This is a genomic window from Citrobacter sp. Cs237, from assembly GCF_030332325.1.
GTDB lineage: Bacteria > Pseudomonadota > Gammaproteobacteria > Enterobacterales > Enterobacteriaceae > Citrobacter_A > Citrobacter_A sedlakii.
Window position 1 is genome coordinate 110,914 of the sequence record NZ_JAOWIB010000066.1, and the last position, 22,055, is coordinate 132,968.

The following is a 22,055-nucleotide window of genomic DNA, read 5'->3' on the forward strand; positions in this document are numbered from 1 at the left end:
GTTCACCCCGGTCACATAGTTATCTATGCTCCCGGGGATTCACACTCTTGCCGCCTTGTTGCAACCCAAAATACTTATAAGATAATTTTGCGTAGGCCGGGTAAGCGAAGCGCCACCCGGCATGAATTTCAAAAGGGGGCTGATTGCTCCCTTTTTTGTCTGGAGAATTGATTATGGCGAAAGAATTTGGTCGCCCGCAGCGCGTGGCGCAGGAAATGCAAAAAGAGATCGCAATTATCCTGCAACGCGAAATTAAAGATCCGCGCCTGGGCATGATGACGACCGTTTCCGGTGTCGAAATGTCCCGCGATCTGGCGTATGCCAAAGTGTACGTCACTTTCCTGAACGACAAAGATGAAGACGCAGTGAAAGCGGGCATCAAAGCGTTGCAGGAAGCCTCCGGTTTTATCCGTTCCCTGCTGGGTAAGGCAATGCGCCTGCGGATCGTGCCGGAACTGACCTTCTTCTACGACAACTCGCTGGTCGAAGGGATGCGCATGTCTAACCTGGTGACCAACGTGGTAAAACATGACGAAGAGCGTCGTGTGAACCCGGACGACAGCAAGGAGGACTAATGAGTCGTCCTCGTCGTCGTGGTCGCGACATTCACGGTGTCCTGCTGCTGGACAAGCCGCAGGGCATGTCCAGCAATGATGTCCTGCAGAAAGTAAAGCGCATTTATAACGCCAACCGCGCCGGTCACACCGGTGCGCTGGATCCGCTGGCGACCGGTATGCTGCCGATTTGCCTCGGAGAAGCGACAAAGTTTTCGCAATATCTGCTGGATTCAGACAAGCGCTATCGTGTGATTGCCCGTCTCGGGCAGCGAACGGACACCTCCGATGCCGACGGGCAAATCGTGCAGGAGCGTCCGGTAACGTTTACCCCTGAGCAGCTTGCCGCCGCGCTGGATACCTTTCGTGGCGACATTGAACAGATCCCATCGATGTACTCGGCGCTCAAGTATCAGGGCAAAAAGCTCTACGAATACGCGCGTCAGGGGATAGAAGTACCGCGGGAAGCCCGACCGATAACGGTTTACGAACTGCTGTTTATTCGCCAGGAAGGCAATGAACTGGAGCTGGAAGTGCACTGCTCGAAAGGCACCTACATCCGCACCATCATCGACGATCTTGGCGAAGCGCTGGGCTGCGGGGCGCATGTCACCTATCTGCGCCGCCTGACGGTAAGCAACTATCCGGTTGATCGGATGGTGACGCTGGAACAGCTGCGTGAGCGAGTGGCGCAAGCCGAGCAGCAGGGCATTCCGGCGGCGCAGCTGCTGGATCCGCTGCTGATGCCAATGGACAGTCCGGCCTCGGACTACCCGGTCGTTAATCTGCCGTTAACCTCCTCGGTTTACTTTAAAAATGGTAATCCGGTACGCACCGCGGGCGCGCCGCTGGACGGGCTGGTCCGCGTGACGGAAGGGGATGACGGTAAGTTTATTGGCATGGGTGAGATCGACGATGAAGGCCGCGTGGCGCCTCGTCGGTTAGTGGTGGAATACCCAGCCTGATGCGGGTTCGTCTTGCGATAAGCAGGCGCTACGAGTAGAATACTGGCGCTTAACGTCGCGTAAATTTTTTAACAGTTTACGCGATGTACACTGGGACTGCTGAATTAGAGATCGGCGTCCTTTCATTCTTAATACTTTGGAGTTTTAAAATGTCTCTAAGTACTGAAGCTACAGCTAAAATCGTTTCTGAGTTCGGTCGTGACGCAAACGACACCGGTTCTACCGATGTTCAGGTTGCTCTGTTGACTGCACAGATTAACCACCTGCAGGGTCACTTTGCAGAGCACAAAAAAGATCACCACAGCCGTCGTGGTCTGCTGCGCATGGTTTCTCAGCGTCGTAAACTGCTCGACTACCTGAAACGTAAAGATGTTGCACGCTACACCGCGCTGATCGAGCGTCTGGGTCTGCGTCGCTAATTCTTGCGAGTTTCAAAAAAGGGGGCCTTCATGGCCCCTTTTTTCAAGCAGATGGCAGCAATTCACTGGAAACTATTGTATTGTTGCTATGAATGATCTTCCGTTGCAGAGGTTCGCGCGGCTAATGAGAGGCTTTACCCAATATCATGCGGGTTAGGGTTGTCATTAGTCGCGAGGATGCGCAGAAGATCGGGTCTTAACGGCGACTCAGCATAGGGTCGCCAGAATCAGGAAAGGATATTATTTTGCTTAATCCGATCGTTCGTAAATTCCAGTACGGTCAACATACCGTTACGCTGGAAACTGGCATGATGGCGCGTCAGGCCACTGCCGCTGTTATGGTTAGCATGGATGACACTGCGGTATTCGTTACCGTTGTGGGCCAGAAAAAAGCCAAACCAGGTCAGGACTTCTTCCCGCTGACCGTTAACTATCAGGAGCGTACCTACGCTGCTGGTCGTATTCCGGGTAGCTTCTTCCGTCGTGAAGGCCGCCCGAGCGAAGGTGAAACCCTGATCGCGCGTCTGATTGACCGCCCGGTTCGCCCGCTGTTCCCGGAAGGCTTTGTCAACGAAGTCCAGGTTATCGCGACCGTGGTTTCCGTTAACCCGCAGGTTAACCCGGATATCGTTGCGATGATCGGCGCCTCTGCCGCGCTGTCCCTGTCCGGCATTCCGTTCAACGGCCCGATTGGCGCCGCGCGTGTAGGCTACATTAATGACCAGTACGTACTGAACCCGACGCAGGACGAACTGAAAGAGAGCAAGCTGGATCTGGTTGTTGCCGGTACTGAAGCGGCTGTGCTGATGGTTGAATCCGAAGCGGAACTGCTGAGCGAAGACCAGATGCTGGGCGCGGTGGTGTTCGGTCACGAACAGCAGCAGGTGGTTATCCAGGCGATCAACGATCTGGTGAAAGAAGCCGGTAAACCGCGCTGGGACTGGCAGCCGGAAGCCGTAAACGAAGCGCTGAACGCGCGCGTTGCTGCTCTGGCCGAGTCTCGTCTGAGCGACGCTTACCGCATCACCGACAAGCAGGAGCGTTACGCTCAGGTAGACGTGATCAAATCTGAAACCATCGATGCGTTGCTGGCGGAAGACGACACTCTGGACGTTAACGAGCTGGGTGAAATCCTGCACGCCATCGAGAAAAACGTTGTCCGTAGCCGCGTGCTGGCAGGCGAACCGCGTATCGATGGTCGTGAAAAAGATATGATTCGTGGTCTGGACGTGCGCACTGGCGTACTGCCGCGTACTCACGGTTCCGCACTGTTCACCCGTGGTGAAACCCAGGCGCTGGTTACCGCGACGCTGGGGACTGCCCGCGACGCGCAGGTGCTTGACGAACTGATGGGCGAGCGCACCGACAGCTTCCTGTTCCACTACAACTTCCCTCCGTACTCCGTCGGCGAAACCGGCATGGTCGGTTCTCCGAAACGTCGTGAAATCGGCCACGGTCGTCTGGCGAAGCGCGGCGTGCTGGCGGTTATGCCGGACATGGATAAATTCCCGTACACCGTGCGTGTGGTATCGGAAATCACGGAGTCCAACGGTTCTTCCTCCATGGCTTCCGTGTGTGGCGCGTCTCTGGCGCTGATGGACGCAGGCGTGCCGATCAAAGCCGCCGTTGCGGGTATCGCGATGGGTCTGGTGAAAGAAGGCGACAACTTTGTTGTCCTGTCTGACATTCTGGGCGACGAAGATCACCTGGGCGATATGGACTTCAAAGTAGCGGGTTCCCGCGACGGTATCTCTGCGCTGCAGATGGATATCAAAATTGAAGGTATCACCAAAGAGATCATGCAGGTTGCGCTGAACCAGGCTAAGGGTGCGCGTCTGCACATCCTCGGCGTGATGGAACAGGCGATCAATGCGCCGCGCGGCGACATCTCAGAATTCGCTCCGCGTATCCACACCATCAAGATCAACCCGGACAAGATCAAAGATGTGATCGGTAAGGGCGGTTCTGTGATCCGTGCGCTGACCGAAGAGACCGGCACCACCATCGAAATCGAAGACGACGGTACAGTGAAGATCGCCGCGACTGACGGTGACAAAGCGAAACACGCGATTCGCCGCATCGAAGAGATCACCGCTGAAATCGAAGTGGGTCGTATCTACAATGGTAAAGTGACCCGTATCGTTGACTTTGGCGCGTTTGTTGCCATCGGCGGCGGTAAAGAAGGTCTGGTCCACATCTCTCAGATCGCTGATAAGCGCGTTGAGAAAGTGACCGATTACCTGCAGATGGGACAGGAAGTACCGGTTAAAGTTCTGGAAGTTGACCGCCAGGGCCGCGTACGTCTGAGCATCAAAGAAGCCACTGAGCAGTCCCAGCCAGCTGCTGCGCCGGAAGCGCCAGCCAGCGAACAGGGCGAGTAAGGTTGTTTTTGCCCTCCGCTTTGCGGAGGGCGTTTAACCTGGCAGGACGCCTTGTTGAGCCGCCGGTGGACAGGACGTTCAGTTAATCGTTGTCTTCGGGAGTGGGAAATGAAGCCTTTTTTGCGCTGGTGTTTCGTAGCGACAGCACTCACGCTGGCAGGATGCAGTAACTCCGCCTGGCGTAAGAGTGAAGTCCTCGCAGTACCATTGCAACCGACTTTGCAGCAGGAAGTGATTCTGGCACGCATGGAACAAATCCTTGCCAGTCGGGCTTTAACCGATGACGAACGCGCGCAGCTTTTATATGAGCGCGGAGTGTTGTATGATAGTCTCGGTCTGAGGGCATTAGCGCGAAATGATTTTTCACAAGCGCTGGCAATCCGACCGGATATGCCTGAAGTATTCAATTACTTAGGTATATATTTAACGCAGGCAGGCAATTTTGATGCTGCCTATGAAGCGTTTGATTCTGTACTTGAGCTTGATCCAACTTACAACTACGCGCACTTAAATCGCGGTATCGCATTGTATTACGGCGGTCGCGACAAGTTAGCGCAAGATGATCTGCTGGCGTTTTATCAAGACGATCCCAATGATCCTTTCCGCAGCCTGTGGCTTTATCTCGCTGAGCAGAAGCTCGATGAGAAGCAGGCGAAAGAAGCGTTAAAACAGCGCTTCGAGAAATCGGATAAAGAACAATGGGGATGGAACATTGTCGAGTTCTACCTGGGCGACATTAGCGAATCCACGCTAATGGAAAAGCTTAAGGCAGACGCAACGGATAACACCTCGCTCGCTGAGCATCTCAGTGAAACCAACTTCTATTTAGGTAAGTACTACCTAAGTCTGGGGGATTTGGACAGCGCTACGGCTCTGTTCAAACTGGCGGTGGCTAACAACGTTCATAACTTTGTTGAGCACCGATATGCATTGTTGGAATTATCGCTCCTGGGCCAGGACCAAGATGACCTGGCAGAATCGGACCAGCAATAGCTGACGTACACATCAGCCCGTAATCTTATTGATTGCCATCACCTTCACGGGTGAGGGCGTTGTTGTTCGTTAATACACCTACTTTGAGCCGGTTCACACTTTTCAATGAAAATTGCAGATCAATTTCATGATGAGTTATGTAGACTGGCCGCCATTAATTTTGAGGCACACGTACTACATGGCTGAATTCGAAACCACTTTTGCAGATCTGGGCCTGAAGGCTCCTATCCTTGAAGCCCTTAACGATCTGGGTTACGAAAAACCATCTCCAATCCAGGCAGAGTGCATTCCGCATCTGCTGGGTGGTCGCGATGTTCTGGGTATGGCCCAGACCGGTAGCGGCAAAACCGCAGCGTTCTCTTTACCGCTGCTCAACAATCTTGATCCTGAGCTGAAGGCACCTCAGATTCTGGTGCTGGCACCGACCCGCGAACTGGCGGTTCAGGTTGCTGAAGCCATGACAGATTTCTCTAAACATATGCGCGGCGTAAACGTGGTAGCCCTGTATGGCGGCCAGCGTTATGACGTGCAGTTACGCGCCCTGCGTCAGGGGCCGCAGATCGTCGTCGGTACGCCGGGTCGTCTGCTTGATCACTTAAAACGCGGTACCCTTGACCTGTCTCGCCTGAGCGGTCTGGTACTGGACGAAGCCGATGAGATGCTGCGTATGGGCTTCATCGAGGACGTCGAAACTATCATGGCGCAGATCCCGGAAGGTCATCAGACCGCGCTGTTCTCTGCCACCATGCCGGAAGCGATTCGTCGCATTACCCGCCGCTTTATGAAAGAGCCGCAGGAAGTGCGCATTCAGTCCAGCGTGACAACCCGTCCTGACATCAGCCAGAGCTACTGGACCGTCTGGGGCATGCGTAAAAACGAAGCGCTGGTGCGTTTCCTGGAAGCAGAAGATTTTGATGCGGCGATTATCTTCGTTCGTACCAAAAACGCGACCCTGGAAGTGGCGGAAGCGCTGGAGCGTAACGGCTATAACAGCGCCGCGCTGAACGGTGACATGAACCAGGCGCTGCGTGAGCAGACGCTGGAACGCCTGAAAGATGGTCGTCTGGACATCCTGATCGCGACCGACGTTGCCGCCCGTGGCCTGGACGTTGAGCGTATCAGCCTGGTCGTCAACTACGACATCCCGATGGATTCCGAGTCTTACGTTCACCGTATCGGCCGTACGGGCCGCGCCGGTCGTGCGGGTCGCGCGCTGCTGTTCGTTGAGAACCGCGAGCGTCGTCTGCTGCGTAACATCGAACGCACCATGAAGCTGACCATTCCGGAAGTGGAACTGCCGAACGCAGAGCTGCTGGGCAAACGCCGTCTGGAAAAATTCGCCGCGAAAGTACAGCAACAGCTGGAAAGCAGCGACCTGGATCAGTACCGTGCGCTGCTGGCGAAAATCCAGCCGACCGAAGAAGGCGAAGAGCTGGATCTCGAAACGCTGGCCGCTGCGCTGCTGAAAATGGCGCAGGGTGAACGTACCCTGATCGTTCCGCCGGATGCGCCAATGCGTCCTAAGCGTGAGTTCCGCGACCGCGATGACCGTGGTCCGCGTGACCGCAACGATCGTGGTCCGCGTGGCGACCGAGAAGATCGTCCGCGTCGTGAACGTCGCGACGTGGGTGATATGCAGCTGTACCGCATTGAAGTGGGCCGTGATGATGGCGTGGAAGTGCGTCATATCGTGGGTGCGATTGCCAACGAAGGTGATATCAGCAGCCGTTACATTGGTAACATCAAGCTGTTCGCTTCTCACTCCACCATTGAACTGCCGAAAGGCATGCCGGGTGAAGTGCTGCAGCACTTTACGCGTACCCGCATCCTGAACAAGCCGATGAACATGCAGCTGCTGGGCGATGCACAGCCGCACACTGAACGTCGTGGCGGTGGTCGTGGCTTCGGTGGCGAACGCCGTGAAGGTGGTCGTGGCGAAGGTCGCGGTTTCGGCGGCGAGCGTCGCGAAGGCGGTCGCGGTGATGGACGTCGCTTCAGCGGCGAGCGTCGCGAAGGTCGTGCTCCACGTCGTGAAGAGGGTTCAAGCCGTCGCCGTTTTGGTGACGCGTAAATCCCGCGCTGACTAACGTAAAGTAAAAGATACAGGCCCCGATAAAATTATCGGGGTTTTTTTTATTCCCTTTGTACTATTGTACTGGTACAGTACGGCGTATTAAAATTCAGTCGCAAAAGAATTCACTGGAGATCGGGCTGTATGGCAACACTAACCACCACCCAAACGTCACCGTCGCTGCTTGGCGGCGTGGTGATCATCGGCGGCACTATTATTGGCGCAGGGATGTTCTCTCTGCCGGTGGTTATGGCAGGTAGCTGGTTTTTCTGGTCCATGGCAGCGCTGGTCTTTACCTGGTTTTGCATGCTGCATTCCGGGCTGATGATCCTTGAAGCCAACCTGAACTACCGTATTGGCGCCAGCTTTGACACCATCACCAAAGACCTGCTGGGTAAAGGCTGGAACGTGGTCAACGGCATTTCGATTGCCTTTGTGCTTTATATTCTGACCTATGCCTACATTTCGGCGAGCGGCTCGATTCTGCATCACACCTTCGCTGAAATGTCGCTGAATGTGCCGGCTCGGGCAGCAGGCTTCGGCTTTGCGCTGTTGGTGGCATTTGTGGTGTGGATGAGTACAAAAGCAGTGAGCCGGATGACGGCAATTGTACTGGGCGCGAAGGTGATCACCTTCTTCCTGACTTTCGGCAGCCTGCTTGGGCACGTCAACCCAACCACGCTGTTTAACGTCGCGGAAAGCAACGCCACCTATACGCCGTACCTGTTGATGACGCTGCCGTTTTGTCTGGCGTCATTTGGCTACCACGGCAACGTGCCGAGCCTGATGAAGTACTACGGCAAAGATCCGCGCACGATTGTGAAGTGTCTGGTCTACGGTACGCTGCTGGCGTTGGTGCTGTACAGCGTCTGGCTGCTGGGGACGATGGGCAATATTCCACGTCCGGAATTTATCGGCATTGCGCAGAAGGGCGGCAATATTGATGTGCTGGTGCAGGCGCTGAGCGGCGTACTGAACAGCCGCAGTCTGGATCTGCTGCTGGTAGTCTTCTCCAACTTCGCGGTGGCGAGTTCGTTCCTCGGCGTCACGCTTGGTCTGTTTGATTATCTTGCGGATCTGTTTGGCTTTGACGACTCAGCGATGGGGCGTTTCAAAACCGCGCTGTTGACCTTTGTTCCGCCGGTGGTGGGCGGCTTGCTGTGGCCGAACGGATTCCTGTACGCGATTGGCTACGCAGGTCTGGCGGCGACGATCTGGGCGGCGATTGTCCCGGCGCTGCTGGCGCGTAAATCACGTGAACGCTTCGGTAGCCCAACATTCCGCGTCTGGGGCGGCAAACCGATGATTGCGCTGATCCTGGTGTTCGGCGTGGGCAACGCGCTGGTGCATATCCTGTCGAGCTTTAATTTATTGCCGGTGTATCAATAGCGATAATGCCCGGCAGGCGTAGCGCCACCGGGCAAACCCCTGTTTACCCCACCAGTTCTTCTTTCACCTGCATGGCAAGATCGAAGGAGTGCAGACGCGCCTGATGATCGAAAATTTGGCCATTAACCATAATCTCATCGGCCTGCGTTTCCCGCAGAATGGATTCCAGACCGTGGCGGACTTTCGCTTTATCCCCCACCAGCGACATGCTCAGCGCCTGTTGTACGCCGTACTGTTCTGACGGCGACCAGAACTGATCCATATTCTGGATGGGCGGTGGAAGCTGGCCCGTTTCGCCACGGCGAAGTTTCACAAACGCCTGCTGCATTGAGGTAAACAGATATTCCGCATCACGGGTGCTGTCGGCGGCGATGATATTAATGCACACCATCGCGTACGGTTTTTCCAGTCGCGCGGAGGGTTTGAACTGAGTACGGTACAGATGTAGCGCCTGGAATAGCATATCCGGCGCGAAGTGCGAGGCGAACGCAAACGGCAGACCAAGCTGCGCCGCCAGCTGCGCGCTGTACAGGCTGGAACCCAACAGCCACACCGGGATCTGTTCGCCGTAGCCGGGCACCGGACGTACTTGCGGGTTGGGGTGGCAGGCGTCAAACCACTCCACCAGCTCCGCCACGTCGCGCGGGAAGTTATCGATATCGCCGCCCATATGACGACGCAGCGCGCGCATCGTGGGCTGATCGCTGCCCGGTGCGCGGCCGAGACCCAAATCAATGCGTCCCGGATACAGGGTGTTGAGCGTACCGAACTGCTCGGCAATCACCAGCGGTGAATGGTTGGGTAGCATCACGCCGCCGGACCCCAGATGCAACGTGGTGGTATTCGCCGCCAGGTAACCAATCAGCACCGAGGTTGCCGCACTGGCGATGCCGGTCATGTTGTGGTGTTCCGCCAGCCAGTAGCGATGATAGCCGCGCTTTTCCGCCAGACGTGCGAGGTCCAGCGAGTGGGAGAATGCCTCTTTGGCCGAGGCCCCTTCAGGGATCGGCGCCAGATCCAGCACCGAGAATGGAATGGTTTTGTCAGTCATAACGGCTCACTTTGTTCCGGTTAATCTTGTCATACTGCATTAAAGATTAGCGAATGTTGTTAACAAAGTGAGCTGTTTTATCAGGCTTCCAGCGTCAGCCCGGCGAGCCGCTTCCAGTAGCCGTTGCAATCGCTGTGCGCAGCGAGCGGCAGCGGCGACGCGCCGTTTTCGTTGGCGCGGAAGGCGTCCAGCATGGCGAACGTCCCGGTGTCGAGCGGCGACAAACGAACGATATCCACCAATCCCTGCATCGACGTCAGTTCGTTACCAAGGTTATAGACATAGCCGCTCATGGTCTGAATGCCATTCAGTACAAACACCTGCTGACTCTCCTGGGAGAGCACGTCGCGGCCATTCGGATACTTGATGCAGCAGGTTTCACACTCATCTTTCGGGCGGTCTTCCGAACGGGCGGTAAAGCAGCGTGCGGAATATGCCAGCGGCAGATGGCCGTAGCTCAGCACCTCGACTTCAAACTGGTTGCGAATGCCCAGTTCATCGCACTGTTCCAGCAGGTTAGCCAGCCAGTCGCGGGAAAGCTCTACCGGCATACACCAGCGTACCATTCCCTGTTTAAGCAGCAGACGCAGCGTTACCGCGTTATAGCAGTTCAGCGCATGTCCGGCGACAAACGGCAGCTTGCGCTCGGCGCACATGTTTACCACGCCGAGATCGCTCGCTTCCAGCAAAAACTCGCCGTTTTCCACGTAGCGTTTCAGTTCGTTCAGCTCAGACGAGGCCTGCACCAGCGCCAGCGTCGAAAGCACCACCTGCTTGCCGCTGCCGGCGAGCGATTTCGCCATCTCCAGCCAGTCGCCCACTTTAGTGGCGCGGCGTTTGCTGCACACCGCTTCACCCAGATAAATCACGTCAGCGCTGCTTTGCGCCGCCTGTTGATAAAAATCTTCCAGTGTTTCTTTCGGCCAGTAATAAAGCACCGGCCCCAGGGAATATTTCATTGCTTCTCTCACTGCCATTTCCGGTGATACGCGCCAAGCGTGGTCTGGGTGCCTTCGGACATCGCGCCGAGCGTCTCCATCCATGCGCTTTGCGGCGCAAAGTTTTGCGGGTCGGCCAGACAGCGGTCGATCGCCTGACGCCACACTTTCGCCACCTGGCTTACGTATGCCGGGCTGCGCTGGCGTCCTTCGATTTTCACCGACGCAATGTTCGCCGCCAGCAGTTCCGGCAGCAGTTCCAGCGTATTCAGGCTGGTGGGTTCTTCCAGCGCGTGATAGCGCTCGCCGCCGACGAGATAGCGGCCTTTACACAGTGTCGGATACCCGGCGTTTTCGCCGTCCTGGTAGCGGTCTATCAGCACATCGTTCAGGCGGGATTCCAGTCCCTGCCCGGTTTGCTGCCAGCGAACAAAACGGGCGGGGGAGCAGGCTCCTACCGTATTCGGCGATTCGCCGGTTAAATACGACGACAGGTAGCAGCGACCCTCCGCCATAATGCACAGGCTACCGAACGCAAAGACCTCGAGTGGTACTGGCGTGGCGCGGGCAAGTTGCTTCACCTGGTGAATGGACAGCACGCGGGGCAGCACCACACGTGCGACGTCGAAGTTGCGATGGTAGAAGTTCACCGCTTCTTCATTGGTCGCCGATGCCTGAACGGAGACATGACGCTCAATATGCGGATAACGTTCTGCGGCATACTCAAGCATGGCCAGGTCGGCGAGGATCAGCGCGTCGGCGCCCAGTTGCGCCGCCATATCGACAGCGCGCTGCCAGCGGGCATAGCCGTCCGGATGCGCAAAGGTGTTGATGGCGATATGCAGCTTGCGGCGATGTTGATGGACAAAACTCACCGCTTCCTGCAGTTTCTTCTCGGTAAAGTTAAGGCCGGCGAAGTGACGGGCATTGGTATCATCTTTCAGCCCGATATAGACGGCGTCAGCGCCGTTTTCGATGGCCGCCTTAAGCGCCGGGAGATTTCCGGCAGGGCAGAGCAGCTCCATAATTTATCCTGAAGGTAGCGCCGCCTGGGACGCATAATTGTTAACGAACTGGGATTTTAGTTAACCTTGCTGCGACAATTTTTGATTTAAGGCAGTTAAAGTCGTATTGATATCAGCAATAAAGAGGTACGGTTAACGCATACAATTGTTGATTTACGCCGCTATGTCGTTTATCTGATATGGCAAAATGGCAGGACTACGGAAACAGGGAGTAAAGCTCGTGTTAGATAAACTGCGTTCACGCTTAGTGCATTTTGGTCCGTCTCTGATGAGCGTGCCGGTTAAACTGACGCCCTTTGCGCTGAAGCGCCAGGTTCTGGAACAGGTCCTGAGCTGGCAGTTTCGCCAGGCGCTGGCAGACGGGGAGCTGGCGTTCCTCGAAGGCCGTTGGTTAAGCATTACGGTTAGCGATATTGGCCTTCAATGGTATACCTCTGTTGAAAATGACAAGCTGATCGTCAGTCAGCACGCGCAGGCCGACGTCAGTTTTCGCGCCGAAGCCAGCGATCTGCTGATGATCGCCGCGCGTAAGCAGGATCCGGATACGCTCTTTTTCCAGCGTCGGCTGGTCATTGAAGGGGATACGGAGTTAGGGTTGTATGTGAAAAACCTGATGGACGCCATTGAGCTGGAGCAGATGCCAAAAGCCTTACGCGTGCTGCTGCTACAGGTGGCGGATTTTGTTGAGGCGGGACTGAAGCACTCGCCGGAAACCAAACAGACATCGGTAGGTGAACCATGCTGATTCGAGTAGAAATTCCAATTGACGCGCCGGGGATTGATGCCCTGTTGCGTCGTTCATTCGAAAGCGATGCGGAAGCAAAACTGGTTCACGATCTGCGTGAAGATGGTTTTCTGACGCTCGGTCTGGTCGCCACGGACGACGAAGGTCAGGTGGTGGGTTACGTCGCGTTTAGCCCGGTCGATGTACAGGGCGAAGACCTGCAATGGGTGGGGATGGCGCCGCTGGCGGTGGATGAACACTACCGTGGGCAAGGGTTGGCTCGTCAACTGGTCTACGAAGGACTCGATTCCCTCAACGAATTTGGCTATGCCGCCGTCGTCACGCTGGGCGATCCGGCACTGTATAGCCGTTTTGGTTTTGAACTGGCCGCCCATTACGATCTACACTGCCGCTGGCCGGGCACGGAGAGCGCGTTCCAGGTGCATCGTTTAGCTGAAGATGCGCTGAAGGGCGTGACGGGGCGGGTTGAGTATCACGAACACTTTAATCGCTTTTAAGCGCCGTGGTTTGCAGGTCGTTGAGTAACGCTGCAAAACCGTCGCCATTCGCCACCAGGCGCTCTTTTTGACGCTTGGTGAGCTGTTTAATGCGGTATTCCATGCGCAGCGCCAGCGAGCGATCGCCCACCTGCGCGGAAAACGCCAGCGTCAGCTCGCCCTTTCCCCGCAGCGCCTTCGCGCCTTTTCCACTCTGATGCTGTTGATAACGGCGCGCCACATCGGTGGTGATACCGGTATACAGCGCATTATCCGCAGTACGGATCAAATAGAGAAACCAGGGTGTCATCGTGACCTTCTGCGTGTTACGTTTCTGGCTCCCAGTATAAAAGAGAACAGCAATGGAAACACTCACTGCGATTAGCCGCTGGCTGGCAAAACAACACGTTGTGACCTGGTGCGTCCAGCATGAAGGGGAACTCTGGTGCGCCAACGCGTTTTACCTTTATGATGCGCAGAAGGTGGTTTTTTACCTGCTGACAGAAGACAAAACCCGCCACGCGCAGATGTCGGGGCCGCGAGCGAAGGTCGCCGGGACGGTAAACGGTCAGCCCAAATCAGTAGCGCTTATTCGCGGCGTGCAATTTACAGGTGAAATTCGCCGGCTGGACGGTGATGAAAGCGACGCGGCGCGTAACGCCTATCATCGCCGCTTTCCGGTTGCCAGAATGCTGTCAGCGCCAGTCTGGGAGATCCGGCTGGATGAACTCAAGTTCACCGACAACACGCTGGGCTTTGGCAAAAAACTTCACTGGTTAAGGCAGTCAGGCGCCGAGAATACGTAACGCCTCGCGGTTAAACGCCGGCAGATCGTCAGGGGTTCGGCTGGTGACCAGTTGGTCTTTATCCACCACCACTTCCTGATCGAAGAATTCCGCCCCGGCGTTCTTCACGTCAATCACAATGGGTTTAACGGCGGTGAGCTTGCGCCCGCGAATGACGTCCGCGCTGATCAGTAACTGTGGGCCGTGGCAAATGGCAAAAACCGGCTTCCCGGTGTTCACAAAGTCGCGTGTGAAGGTGACGAAGCGATCGTCGCCGCGCAGGTAATCCGGTGAATGGCCGCCGGGCAGCAGCAGGGCGTCAAAGTCGGCAGGGCTGACATCATCAATGGCTTTATCGATGGTGACGCTGGCGTCGCCTTTTTTCCCTTTTACCGTTTTCCCCGCCTGCTTCTCAATGGTGATGACCTCGTGTCCGGCCTGACGAAATTCTGCTGCAGGTGAAGTAAATTCGGAATCTTCAAACTCGTCAGTGATTAAAACGGCTATCTTCTTGCTCATGCTTCCTCCGCGGTGTTGGCATTGGATAAGGCAAATTTTCCATGATGAGGGATAATTACCTTGTGAATGAATAAGTCTGGTCGATGAGACTGAGAGTGCAAGTTGGACAATTCTGTAAAGGGGTGAGGATGAGTCAGGTATTGATTACAGGCGCGACGGGGCTGGTAGGCGGTCATCTGCTGAGAATGCTGCTTAATGAACCGAGAATCCATTCGATTGCCGCACCCACGCGTCGTCCGCTGGCTGACATGCCTGGCGTGTACAATCCTCACGATCCGCAACTGACCGATGCGCTGGCGCAGGTGACGGATCCGGTGGATATTGTTTTCTGCTGCCTGGGGACCACCCGGCGCGAGGCGGGAAGCAAAGAGGCGTTTGTCCATGCAGATTATACGCTGGTGGTGGATACCGCGCTGACCGGACGGCGGCTTGGCGCACAGCACATGCTGGTAGTCAGCTCAATGGGCGCTAATGCCCGCTCGCCCTTTTTCTACAATCGGGTAAAAGGGGAGATGGAAGAGGCGCTCATCGCCCAGGACTGGCCGCGGCTGACCATTGCCCGCCCGTCGATGCTGCTGGGGGACCGGGCGAAACATCGAATGAACGAAACCCTTTTTGCGCCGCTGTTCCGGCTGCTTCCGGGTAACTGGAAGTCGATAGAGGCGAGGGATGTGGCGCGGGCGATGCTGGCAGAGGCGCTGGCGCCCGAAAAAGAGGGGGTAACAATTCTTAGTTCTGCGCAGTTGCGGGAAAAAGCGGCGCAATAGGCTTTCGCATCGTGCCGGAAGCCAACGCGTTGCGTCTTATCCGGCATTCGGCATCAGGCAAAAAAACGACATTTCCAAACATTTCCCAAAGGCGTAGTATTCACCGGCAAAATATTCTAACACTCCCTGGGGAATGCTATGACTGGTCAGTCTTCATCTCAGGCGGCAACGCCAATGCAATGGTGGAAACCCGCTCTTTTCTTTCTCGTTGTTATCGTCGGTCTCTGGTATGTGAAATGGCAACCGTATTACGGTAAAGCTTTTACTGCCGCCGAAACTCACAGTATCGGCCAATCCATTCTGGCGCAGGCGGATGCGAATCCGTGGCAGGCAGCCTGGGATTACGCCATGGTCTATTTCCTCGCCGTCTGGAAAGCGGCGGCGCTGGGGGTGATTCTCGGCTCATTAATCCAGGTGTTGATCCCGCGAGACTGGCTGCTGCGCACGCTGGGGCAATCGCGCTTTCGCGGTACGCTGTTTGGCACGCTGTTTTCTTTGCCCGGAATGATGTGTACCTGCTGCGCCGCGCCAGTGGCGGCAGGAATGCGCCGTCAGCAAGTGTCAATGGGCGGCGCGCTGGCCTTCTGGCTGGGAAACCCACTGCTTAACCCGGCGACGTTGGTCTTTATGGGCTTTGTGCTTGGCTGGCATTTCGCGGCGATTCGCCTGGTTGCCGGGCTGGCAATGGTGCTGGTGGTGGCGACGCTGGTACAAAAATGGGTGAAAGAGCCTGCGCAAACCGATCTGCCGATCGAGATCGCCGCGCCGCAAGCGCAGGGTGGGTTCTTTGCGCGTTGGGGTAAAGCGCTGTGGACGCTGTTCTGGAACACTATTCCGGTCTATATTCTGGCGGTGCTGGTTCTCGGCGCGGCGCGCGTCTGGTTGTTTCCGCACGCCGATGGCGCCATTGATAACAGCCTGATGTGGATCATCGCGTTGGCGGTAGCCGGATGCCTGTTCGTGATCCCGACGGCGGCGGAAATTCCGATTGTGCAAACGATGATGCTGGCCGGTATGGGCACCGCGCCCGCGCTGGCGTTGTTGATGACGCTTCCGGCGGTGAGCTTGCCGTCGCTGATCATGCTGCGCAAAGCATTCCCGGCAAAAGCGCTGTGGCTGACGGGGGGGCTGGTGGCGATATCGGGGGTGATTGTCGGCTGTCTTGCGCGAGTGTGACGTGGGATTGCTACCCTGCCTACGTGAGCCATCACGTAGGCAGGTTGATGTGTTATTTAATAAAGGTAAACGCGGTGGTGACACGCTTCACGCCGCTCACCCGGCTGGCGATGTCGGCTGCGGCTTTGGCTTCACGTTCAGTCACCAGACCCAGCAGGAACACTTCGCCGTTTTCGGTGGTCACTTTCACGTTAGAGGATTTCACCTGGTCGCTGGTGAGTAACTGAGAGCGTACTTTGGTGGTGATCCAGGTGTCGTTGGAGGCGGTTCCGAGGCCAATTGGCTGGCCCTGACGGATCTCGTTAAAGACTTCGGTTGTGCCTTCCACGCCCATTGCGATCTGTTTGGCGCGCGATGACAGTTCGCTGTTAGGCGACTGACCCACCAGCAGCACCTTGCCCTGATAAGCCGTCACGTTAATCCGCGCTTCTTTCTTAATTTGTTCGTCTTTCGACAGCGCGCTGTTCACGCGCAGTTCCAGGGTTCCATCATCCACCTGGGTGCCGACGCTACGCGGGTCGGTTGCTGCTTTGGTTCCCACCGCGGCGGTACCGACTACGGCGGCAGCGACACAGCCTTGCAACAGCAGCGCAGAAATAAGGACTGCGATTGGCGATAAAGCCTTCATGTAAACTCCTTAATCATCCTGGTGAGGGAAAAGCGTGTTATCGATCAGATCGCACAAACAATTTACCGTCAGCATATGCATCTCCTGAATGCGCGCGCTATGGTGAGACGGTATGCGGATTTCAACGTCCTGCGGCCCTAACAGCCCGGCCAGCTCTCCTCCGTCATACCCGGTCAGCGCCACAATCGTCATATCACGCGTGACGGCGGCTTCTACGGCTTTTACGATATCGCGACTGTTGCCGCGCGTCGAAATAGCCAATAAAACATCGCCCGCATGTCCCAGCGCCCGGACCTGTTTTGCATAGATTTCATCATGCAGGCGATCGTTGGCAATCGCAGTTAAGACCACGTTATCGGTATTTAGTGCGATAGCGGGTAAACTGGGACGCTCTGTCTCAAAACGGTTGATCATGCTGGCAGCAAAATGCTGTGCATTGGCAGCGGATGTCCCATTACCACAACAGAGGATTTTGTTGCCATTCAGCAGCGAGTGTACCAGCGTCATGGCGGCGCGGGAGATCGCATCCGGGAGCGCTTCAGCCGCAGCTATCTGAGTTTGAATGCTTTCTGTAAAGCAGACTTTAATTCTGTCTAACACGCGAATCCTTAAGTCCCTGCTATAAGGCTATTTTATTTGCCATTTGTTCCTGGCAAGCGCTTACCCTCCGCACGTACGATACGTACGCTCCGGGTGTTCCGCGCTGTCCGCCCGGACTGGCGGCAACAATGACGCCTTATAAGCAGGAACTGGTTTAAGTATCATGAGCAGTCGTTAAAGGCATCCCTTAACCACTCAACATCATTTCCGGTGAAGGCTAACACATCGAACCGGCAATCCACAGTATCAAAACTCCCATTGTGGCGCGCGAGCCACAAGCGGGCAGTGTGTAATAATTTGCGTTGTTTGCTCCGGGTCACACTGGCCGCCGCGCCGCCGAAGGCTGCTGAGCGGCGGTAGCGGACCTCAACAAAGACGGTCGTTTTACCTTCACGCATAATCAGATCAATTTCGCCGCCACGTTCGTTGACGTTGGCGGCGATAAACTGCAGTCCCTTGCGCTCGAGCCAGCGTCGCGCGGTGACTTCCCACGCGCCGCCGGTCTGTTTGCTCGTTAACTGGCCGGGACGATCTGCCCTTGCTGGTATTTGAGCCATGATAACTTCCTGTTAATCACACAGTCCTGATTAGCGGTCAGCGCGCCGGTGTTGCCGTTGATTTCAAAGCCCTGAACCTGACGCATCTGCGAGAAATGGTTCGCCAGCGTCCAGGCGTCAACGCCCATCGCGTACATGCGCGCCAGAGAGTAGTCGTTGCGTACCGCGCCGAGCGCCTGTTGCATCAGCGACGGATTGCCGCCAGCGAGCATTGGGATTTCGCTGTACTGTAAGCCTTCCATTTCCAGACGGAAGTCCGGTCCGGCATTTCCCTGTGCGCTACGGGAGCTGGCGTAAAGCGTTGCGCCGCTCTGGCTGCCGTTGCGCATGGCGATCATCGGCTTAATAAACGCGATCTCGTTCGGCGTCGCCAGTATATAGACCGCGTCGACACGACCGCCGCTACCGGTAATTTGGGCCTCGGTTGGCGGCGCCGGAATGGTCAGATCGCCAATGGTCACCCCAGGCTGCGATGGCGCGCTGGCGGCGACCGGGCTACCGGTTAACGCGATGCCGGCGCCGCCGTTGACGCCCATCCGTAATTCTGCGGTAGAACCGAATTTTTGCTGTAGCACGGTACCGCCGCCCAGCTTCAGCCATTCTTCAGCAAAAGCGTTGGCCACGCGATCGCCCAGCGCGCTGCGTGGGATCAGCAGCAGCGGCGACTGTTTACCCTCGTCACGAATGTGACGGGCGGCGTCGCGCGCTTCATCTTCCGGCGAGAGGGCGAAATAGCAGATATTGACGCGGTTCTGCACCGCTTCCGGCTGGTTTAGCGCCAGCACGTTCAGCGGGGTATTGCTCTTGATCAGCTCATCGACATTGCTTTTCAGCAGCGGGCCTACCACGATGCTCGCGCCATCCTGCTGAACCTGATTCAGGATCTGCGTCAGCGGCTGTGAGCTGGTGTCATAAATTTTGAGTTCCGCGGAGGGATTCGCCGCCGCGCTTGCCGTTACAGGCTGTGCAGGCGCTGTTTGCGGGGCGCTGGTCGGCGTGGGTTGCTGTGCTGGCTGCTCGTTGGTCAGGTCGTTCACCGACGCCTGAGACGGGCTGGCGACGCCATCGGTTACCTGCGGCTGTTGTTCGGCTGGCGCAGGCGCCTCTACCGGCGCGGGCTGGGCGGCTGGCTGCGCGTCTACGGGCTGCGTGCCCTGGTTTTTCGCCGCTTCAAACCCTTGCTGGATGGTGCGGCCAAAAACGGCGGCCTGACCGTTCAGCGGCAACAGCAGGGCGATTTTACTGGTGGACGCTGGCTTAAAACTTTGCACATTCACCAATTGCGTCGGCAGCATTTTCGCTCCCGGGTTCTGTGGATAGCGTTTTTGCCAGTCTGTAATGCCCGCTTTCATCATGTCCGGATCGCTGCGGTTATCAAACCAGACCCGCTGCAGATCCAGCCAACCCTGCAGTACGTTTTCATCCGCATTGATAACCAGCGCTTTCGCCTGATCCTGACTCATGGAGGTCAGCGCCTGCCAGGTGGCATCGATGTTCGCCTGTTTTTCTTTTGCGCCGAGCAGTGGTTCCTGGGCGATCAGCGCACGCAGGAGCGTCAGGGAAGGCTGTCCCTGTTCCGCGGCGATGCCGATTTGCCAGAAACGCAATTGTTGATTTTTATCCAGCGCGGAAATATCGATCTCGCCTAACTGTTTTTTCGCGCCGGCAACGTCCTGCTGCACGACCTTCACTTCTGCCCCCAGCAGCGCCTGCTCACGGCGCTGGGCGTCGTTCAGGTTCTGCGGCAGTTGATTAAACAGTTCGATAGCCTGCTGGTTTTTGCCCTCTTTCAGCAGGGCACGAATGGCGAGTAATTGCCAGTTGGTCTTGCTATCATCTGCGCTCTGCTGCATTTGCTGTAAATAAAAGCCAGAGTCAGCTTGCGCGCTGCCCTGCATGTGCGCAGTGCTTTGATCGGGCGCCTGGGTGCCACAGCCGGCGAAAATCAGTGCTGCCAGAATGACGGGCAGACAGCGCGCGGCTTTTAAACGAGAAAATGTTAAGGGTACCATACTGTATCCAGTGATATTTTTTATACGCAATGCTCAATATTAAATCGGCAATACGGACGACACAATGAAACAACACGAATCGGCGGATAAATCTCCCGGCCAACTCTTTATTGTACCTACTCCCATCGGGAATTTGTCCGATATTACCCAACGTGCGCTCGAAGTTTTGCAAGCCGTTGATTTAATTGCCGCTGAAGACACCCGTCATACCGGTTTGCTGTTGCAGCATTTCGCGATTACCGCCCGCCTGTTCGCCCTGCACGACCATAACGAGCAACAAAAAGCCGATACGCTGGTGGCAAAGCTGAAAGAAGGGCAGAACATTGCGCTGGTATCAGATGCCGGAACGCCGTTGATTAACGATCCGGGTTATCACCTGGTGCGTACCTGCCGTGAGCAGGGGATACGCGTGGTGCCGCTGCCGGGGCCCTGCGCGGCTATTGCGGCATTAAGCGCGGCGGGCTTGCCTTCTGATCGCTTCTGCTATGAAGGCTTTTTACCTGCAAAATCAAAGGGCCGGCGTGATGCACTCAAAGCCCTCGAAGCGGAAGCGCGGACGCTGATTTTTTATGAATCGACTCACCGCCTGCTCGACAGTCTGGAAGATATGGTGGCGGTATGGGGAGGAGCCCGTTACGTCGTGCTGGCGCGAGAGCTGACCAAAACCTGGGAAACGATTCACGGTGCGCCGGTCGGCGAGCTGTTGGCGTGGGTGAAGGATGACGAAAACCGCCGCAAGGGCGAGATGGTATTAATTGTCGAAGGGCATAAAGCGCAAGAAGACGAATTGCCCGCTGACGCCCTGCGCACGCTGGCGTTACTCCAGGCGGAGCTGCCGCTGAAGAAAGCCGCCGCGCTGGCGGCTGAAATTCACGGCGTGAAGAAAAACGCGTTGTATAAGTATGCGCTGGAGCAGCAGGACTAACGCTGCTACTTCACCACCACGGTAATGGTGGCGGTCCCCTTAAAACGCCCTCCGGCAAGCGTGCCCCCGGTGAGATTGACCGGGTAAGCCTGTAAATGCGCGGTCCCGCTGCCGGAACTGTCCATCAGAAGTGCGCCGGGGTTAAAAGGAATATCTATGTTTGTGGTGGTGATATCCACCAGGCGGATTCCCACATCCGGCACGTTGTCAGACTCTCTGCGTCTTGCGACGAGCACATATTGGCTGGCCAAATCGCTGCCCTCGATATACATATACAGGCTGTTCTTTATTTCAGACATATCCCCGCAGTCATAGGTAATGTCGAAGTTAATGGGTGTGTAATGCTCAGGCATTTGGTCCTTAATTGTAAAATGCGCAGCACTGATCGTTCCAAGATTCACCTGGATGACGTCTCCTTGATTAATCTTACAGTGTTGTGGAACCGTAATTCGCCCCTGGATATGCAGTTCAGCAATATTATTGAAGGTTTTTGGATAGGTCGACGAGCTGCTCCATGCCGCCTGGATGTAGGCGACAAGGGTGTCAGGAATAATCATTTCGCCTAAAAACGGTTTGCGGACATACAGCGTAAATGTGGTATCCATACCAATTGAAATCGCTGACGATCTTTGCTCGGCAGGATCGTCATTACAGACGCTGTTACTGGTTTTTGTACTGTAAGAACCGCTGGTATCCTTGATGGGCGAACCAATTTTCGTGGGAACAAGTACGGTACCTGCGTTGGGAATATCGTTAATCTCGGTTTTAATGTCCAGACTGTCGTTTAAACGATAAAAACCACTTAAATGTCCGGTGGTGGTGATTGCGCTGACGGTAGAATAATAAAGGTTTACCTTGGTGTTAGCACTGCAGTCGCATCCTAATTGATAGGCATTGCCCCTGGCTGCCGAAGGGATCTGCCAGACTGAAGCTGTCACATTCTGTTCTTTTGTCCAGTCGGTTGCGATATCTGTCATAAAATTTCCATTCGCTTCGCAGATACCTGTCGCTGACTGAGCCGGTGAGGCAGAAGCCAGGGCGATAAGCGCGGTAATCACAGATAAAATATAAATTCTCAT

General features: G+C 55.9%; 24 protein-coding genes. 14 read left to right on the forward strand and 10 right to left on the reverse strand.

Features of this window, described 5'->3' with window-relative positions:
* The first annotated feature begins 173 nt into the window (after positions 1-173).
* The 8 genes from rbfA (at position 174) to mtr (ending at position 8,772) form a co-directional block, all read left to right on the forward strand.
* Positions 174-575, forward strand: coding sequence for a 30S ribosome-binding factor RbfA (gene rbfA, locus OGY07_RS02450; protein ID WP_001040201.1), 402 nt, complete (start codon positions 174-176; stop codon positions 573-575).
* Positions 575-1,519 carry a tRNA pseudouridine(55) synthase TruB gene (gene truB / locus OGY07_RS02455; protein WP_042291832.1) on the forward strand — a complete coding sequence of 315 codons (945 nt, stop codon included), beginning with the start codon at positions 575-577 and terminating at the stop codon, positions 1,517-1,519. Before rbfA ends, truB begins: the two co-directional genes overlap by 1 nt.
* Positions 1,520-1,668: 149 nt before the next feature.
* Positions 1,669-1,938: a 30S ribosomal protein S15 gene (gene rpsO, locus OGY07_RS02460; protein WP_000059465.1), complete on the forward strand. Its 270-nt coding sequence runs from the start codon at positions 1,669-1,671 to the stop codon at positions 1,936-1,938.
* Between the two features lie 245 nt (positions 1,939-2,183).
* Complete coding sequence (gene pnp, locus OGY07_RS02465) at positions 2,184-4,319, forward strand: polyribonucleotide nucleotidyltransferase (RefSeq protein ID WP_211935201.1); 2,136 nt, start codon at positions 2,184-2,186, stop codon at positions 4,317-4,319.
* 108 nt (positions 4,320-4,427) lie between these two features.
* Positions 4,428-5,312 carry a lipoprotein NlpI gene (gene nlpI, locus OGY07_RS02470; protein WP_042291827.1) on the forward strand — a complete coding sequence of 295 codons (885 nt, stop codon included), beginning with the start codon at positions 4,428-4,430 and terminating at the stop codon, positions 5,310-5,312.
* 105 nt (positions 5,313-5,417) lie between these two features.
* On the forward strand, positions 5,418-5,498 hold the full coding sequence (gene yrbN / locus OGY07_RS02475) for a protein YrbN (RefSeq protein WP_010723222.1): 81 nt from the start codon (positions 5,418-5,420) through the stop codon (positions 5,496-5,498).
* The gene (gene deaD, locus OGY07_RS02480) at positions 5,491-7,383 is read left to right on the forward strand and encodes an ATP-dependent RNA helicase DeaD (protein ID WP_042291824.1); all 1,893 of its coding nucleotides are present in this window, start codon (positions 5,491-5,493) and stop codon (positions 7,381-7,383) included. Before yrbN ends, deaD begins: the two co-directional genes overlap by 8 nt.
* 144 nt (positions 7,384-7,527) lie before the next feature.
* Complete coding sequence (mtr, locus tag OGY07_RS02485) at positions 7,528-8,772, forward strand: tryptophan permease (RefSeq protein ID WP_042291821.1); 1,245 nt, start codon at positions 7,528-7,530, stop codon at positions 8,770-8,772.
* 43 nt (positions 8,773-8,815) lie between these two features.
* On the opposite strand, the gene OGY07_RS02490 is transcribed toward mtr, so the two are convergent.
* The 3 genes from OGY07_RS02490 to ubiU form a co-directional block, all read right to left on the reverse strand.
* Positions 8,816-9,823, reverse strand: coding sequence for a luciferase-like monooxygenase (locus OGY07_RS02490; RefSeq protein WP_060571067.1), 1,008 nt, complete (start codon positions 9,821-9,823; stop codon positions 8,816-8,818).
* 80 nt (positions 9,824-9,903) lie between these two features.
* Positions 9,904-10,782, reverse strand: coding sequence for a U32 family peptidase (locus OGY07_RS02495; protein ID WP_434219505.1), 879 nt, complete (start codon positions 10,780-10,782; stop codon positions 9,904-9,906).
* Positions 10,783-10,790: 8 nt separating this feature from the next.
* On the reverse strand, positions 10,791-11,786 hold the full coding sequence (ubiU, locus tag OGY07_RS02500; protein ID WP_060571069.1) for a ubiquinone anaerobic biosynthesis protein UbiU: 996 nt from the start codon (positions 11,784-11,786) through the stop codon (positions 10,791-10,793).
* Between the two features lie 220 nt (positions 11,787-12,006).
* Between ubiU and ubiT the strand changes: the two genes are divergently transcribed.
* Positions 12,007-12,531 (forward strand): ubiquinone anaerobic biosynthesis accessory factor UbiT, encoded by a 525-nt coding sequence (gene ubiT, locus OGY07_RS02505; protein WP_042291811.1) that lies wholly within the window; start codon positions 12,007-12,009, stop codon positions 12,529-12,531.
* On the forward strand, positions 12,525-13,028 hold the full coding sequence (locus OGY07_RS02510; RefSeq protein WP_042291809.1) for a GNAT family N-acetyltransferase: 504 nt from the start codon (positions 12,525-12,527) through the stop codon (positions 13,026-13,028). Before ubiT ends, OGY07_RS02510 begins: the two co-directional genes overlap by 7 nt.
* Here the strand turns inward: OGY07_RS02510 and OGY07_RS02515 are convergent.
* Positions 13,015-13,317, reverse strand: a complete 303-nt coding sequence (locus tag OGY07_RS02515; protein WP_042291807.1) for a GIY-YIG nuclease family protein — start codon at positions 13,315-13,317, stop codon at positions 13,015-13,017. The two genes, OGY07_RS02510 and OGY07_RS02515, sit on opposite strands and share 14 nt — an antisense overlap.
* A 52-nt stretch (positions 13,318-13,369) precedes the next feature.
* Between OGY07_RS02515 and OGY07_RS02520 the strand changes: the two genes are divergently transcribed.
* Entirely contained in the window at positions 13,370-13,813 is a 444-nt protein-coding gene (locus OGY07_RS02520; protein WP_286598453.1) for a YhbP family protein, read from the forward strand.
* Here the strand turns inward: OGY07_RS02520 and OGY07_RS02525 are convergent.
* Entirely contained in the window at positions 13,793-14,311 is a 519-nt protein-coding gene (locus tag OGY07_RS02525) for a type 1 glutamine amidotransferase domain-containing protein (RefSeq protein WP_042291802.1), read from the reverse strand. The genes OGY07_RS02520 and OGY07_RS02525 overlap by 21 nt on opposite strands.
* A gap of 128 nt (positions 14,312-14,439) precedes the next feature.
* Between OGY07_RS02525 and OGY07_RS02530 the strand changes: the two genes are divergently transcribed.
* Both OGY07_RS02530 and OGY07_RS02535 read left to right on the forward strand, forming a co-directional pair.
* The gene (locus tag OGY07_RS02530; RefSeq protein ID WP_060571072.1) at positions 14,440-15,078 is read left to right on the forward strand and encodes an NAD(P)H-binding protein; all 639 of its coding nucleotides are present in this window, start codon (positions 14,440-14,442) and stop codon (positions 15,076-15,078) included.
* A 138-nt stretch (positions 15,079-15,216) separates the two neighbouring features.
* On the forward strand, positions 15,217-16,254 hold the full coding sequence (locus OGY07_RS02535) for a permease (RefSeq protein ID WP_060571073.1): 1,038 nt from the start codon (positions 15,217-15,219) through the stop codon (positions 16,252-16,254).
* Positions 16,255-16,306: 52 nt separating this feature from the next.
* Here OGY07_RS02535 and dolP read toward each other — a convergent pair whose 3' ends face one another.
* The 4 genes from dolP to OGY07_RS02555 form a co-directional block, all read right to left on the reverse strand.
* Positions 16,307-16,882: a division/outer membrane stress-associated lipid-binding lipoprotein gene (dolP, locus tag OGY07_RS02540; protein WP_042291799.1), complete on the reverse strand. Its 576-nt coding sequence runs from the start codon at positions 16,880-16,882 to the stop codon at positions 16,307-16,309.
* Positions 16,883-16,891: 9 nt separating this feature from the next.
* Positions 16,892-17,482 (reverse strand): DnaA initiator-associating protein DiaA, encoded by a 591-nt coding sequence (gene diaA / locus OGY07_RS02545; RefSeq protein WP_012135279.1) that lies wholly within the window; start codon positions 17,480-17,482, stop codon positions 16,892-16,894.
* A gap of 161 nt (positions 17,483-17,643) precedes the next feature.
* On the reverse strand, positions 17,644-18,039 hold the full coding sequence (locus tag OGY07_RS02550) for a YraN family protein (RefSeq protein ID WP_042291797.1): 396 nt from the start codon (positions 18,037-18,039) through the stop codon (positions 17,644-17,646).
* Complete coding sequence (locus OGY07_RS02555; protein WP_211935203.1) at positions 17,997-20,051, reverse strand: penicillin-binding protein activator; 2,055 nt, start codon at positions 20,049-20,051, stop codon at positions 17,997-17,999. Before OGY07_RS02555 ends, OGY07_RS02550 begins: the two co-directional genes overlap by 43 nt.
* Positions 20,052-20,115: 64 nt before the next feature.
* On the opposite strand from OGY07_RS02555, the gene rsmI reads away from it, so the two are divergent.
* Positions 20,116-20,976 carry a 16S rRNA (cytidine(1402)-2'-O)-methyltransferase gene (gene rsmI, locus OGY07_RS02560; protein WP_286598458.1) on the forward strand — a complete coding sequence of 287 codons (861 nt, stop codon included), beginning with the start codon at positions 20,116-20,118 and terminating at the stop codon, positions 20,974-20,976.
* 5 nt (positions 20,977-20,981) lie between these two features.
* Here rsmI and OGY07_RS02565 read toward each other — a convergent pair whose 3' ends face one another.
* The gene (locus OGY07_RS02565) at positions 20,982-22,055 is read right to left on the reverse strand and encodes a fimbrial protein (RefSeq protein WP_286598460.1); all 1,074 of its coding nucleotides are present in this window, start codon (positions 22,053-22,055) and stop codon (positions 20,982-20,984) included.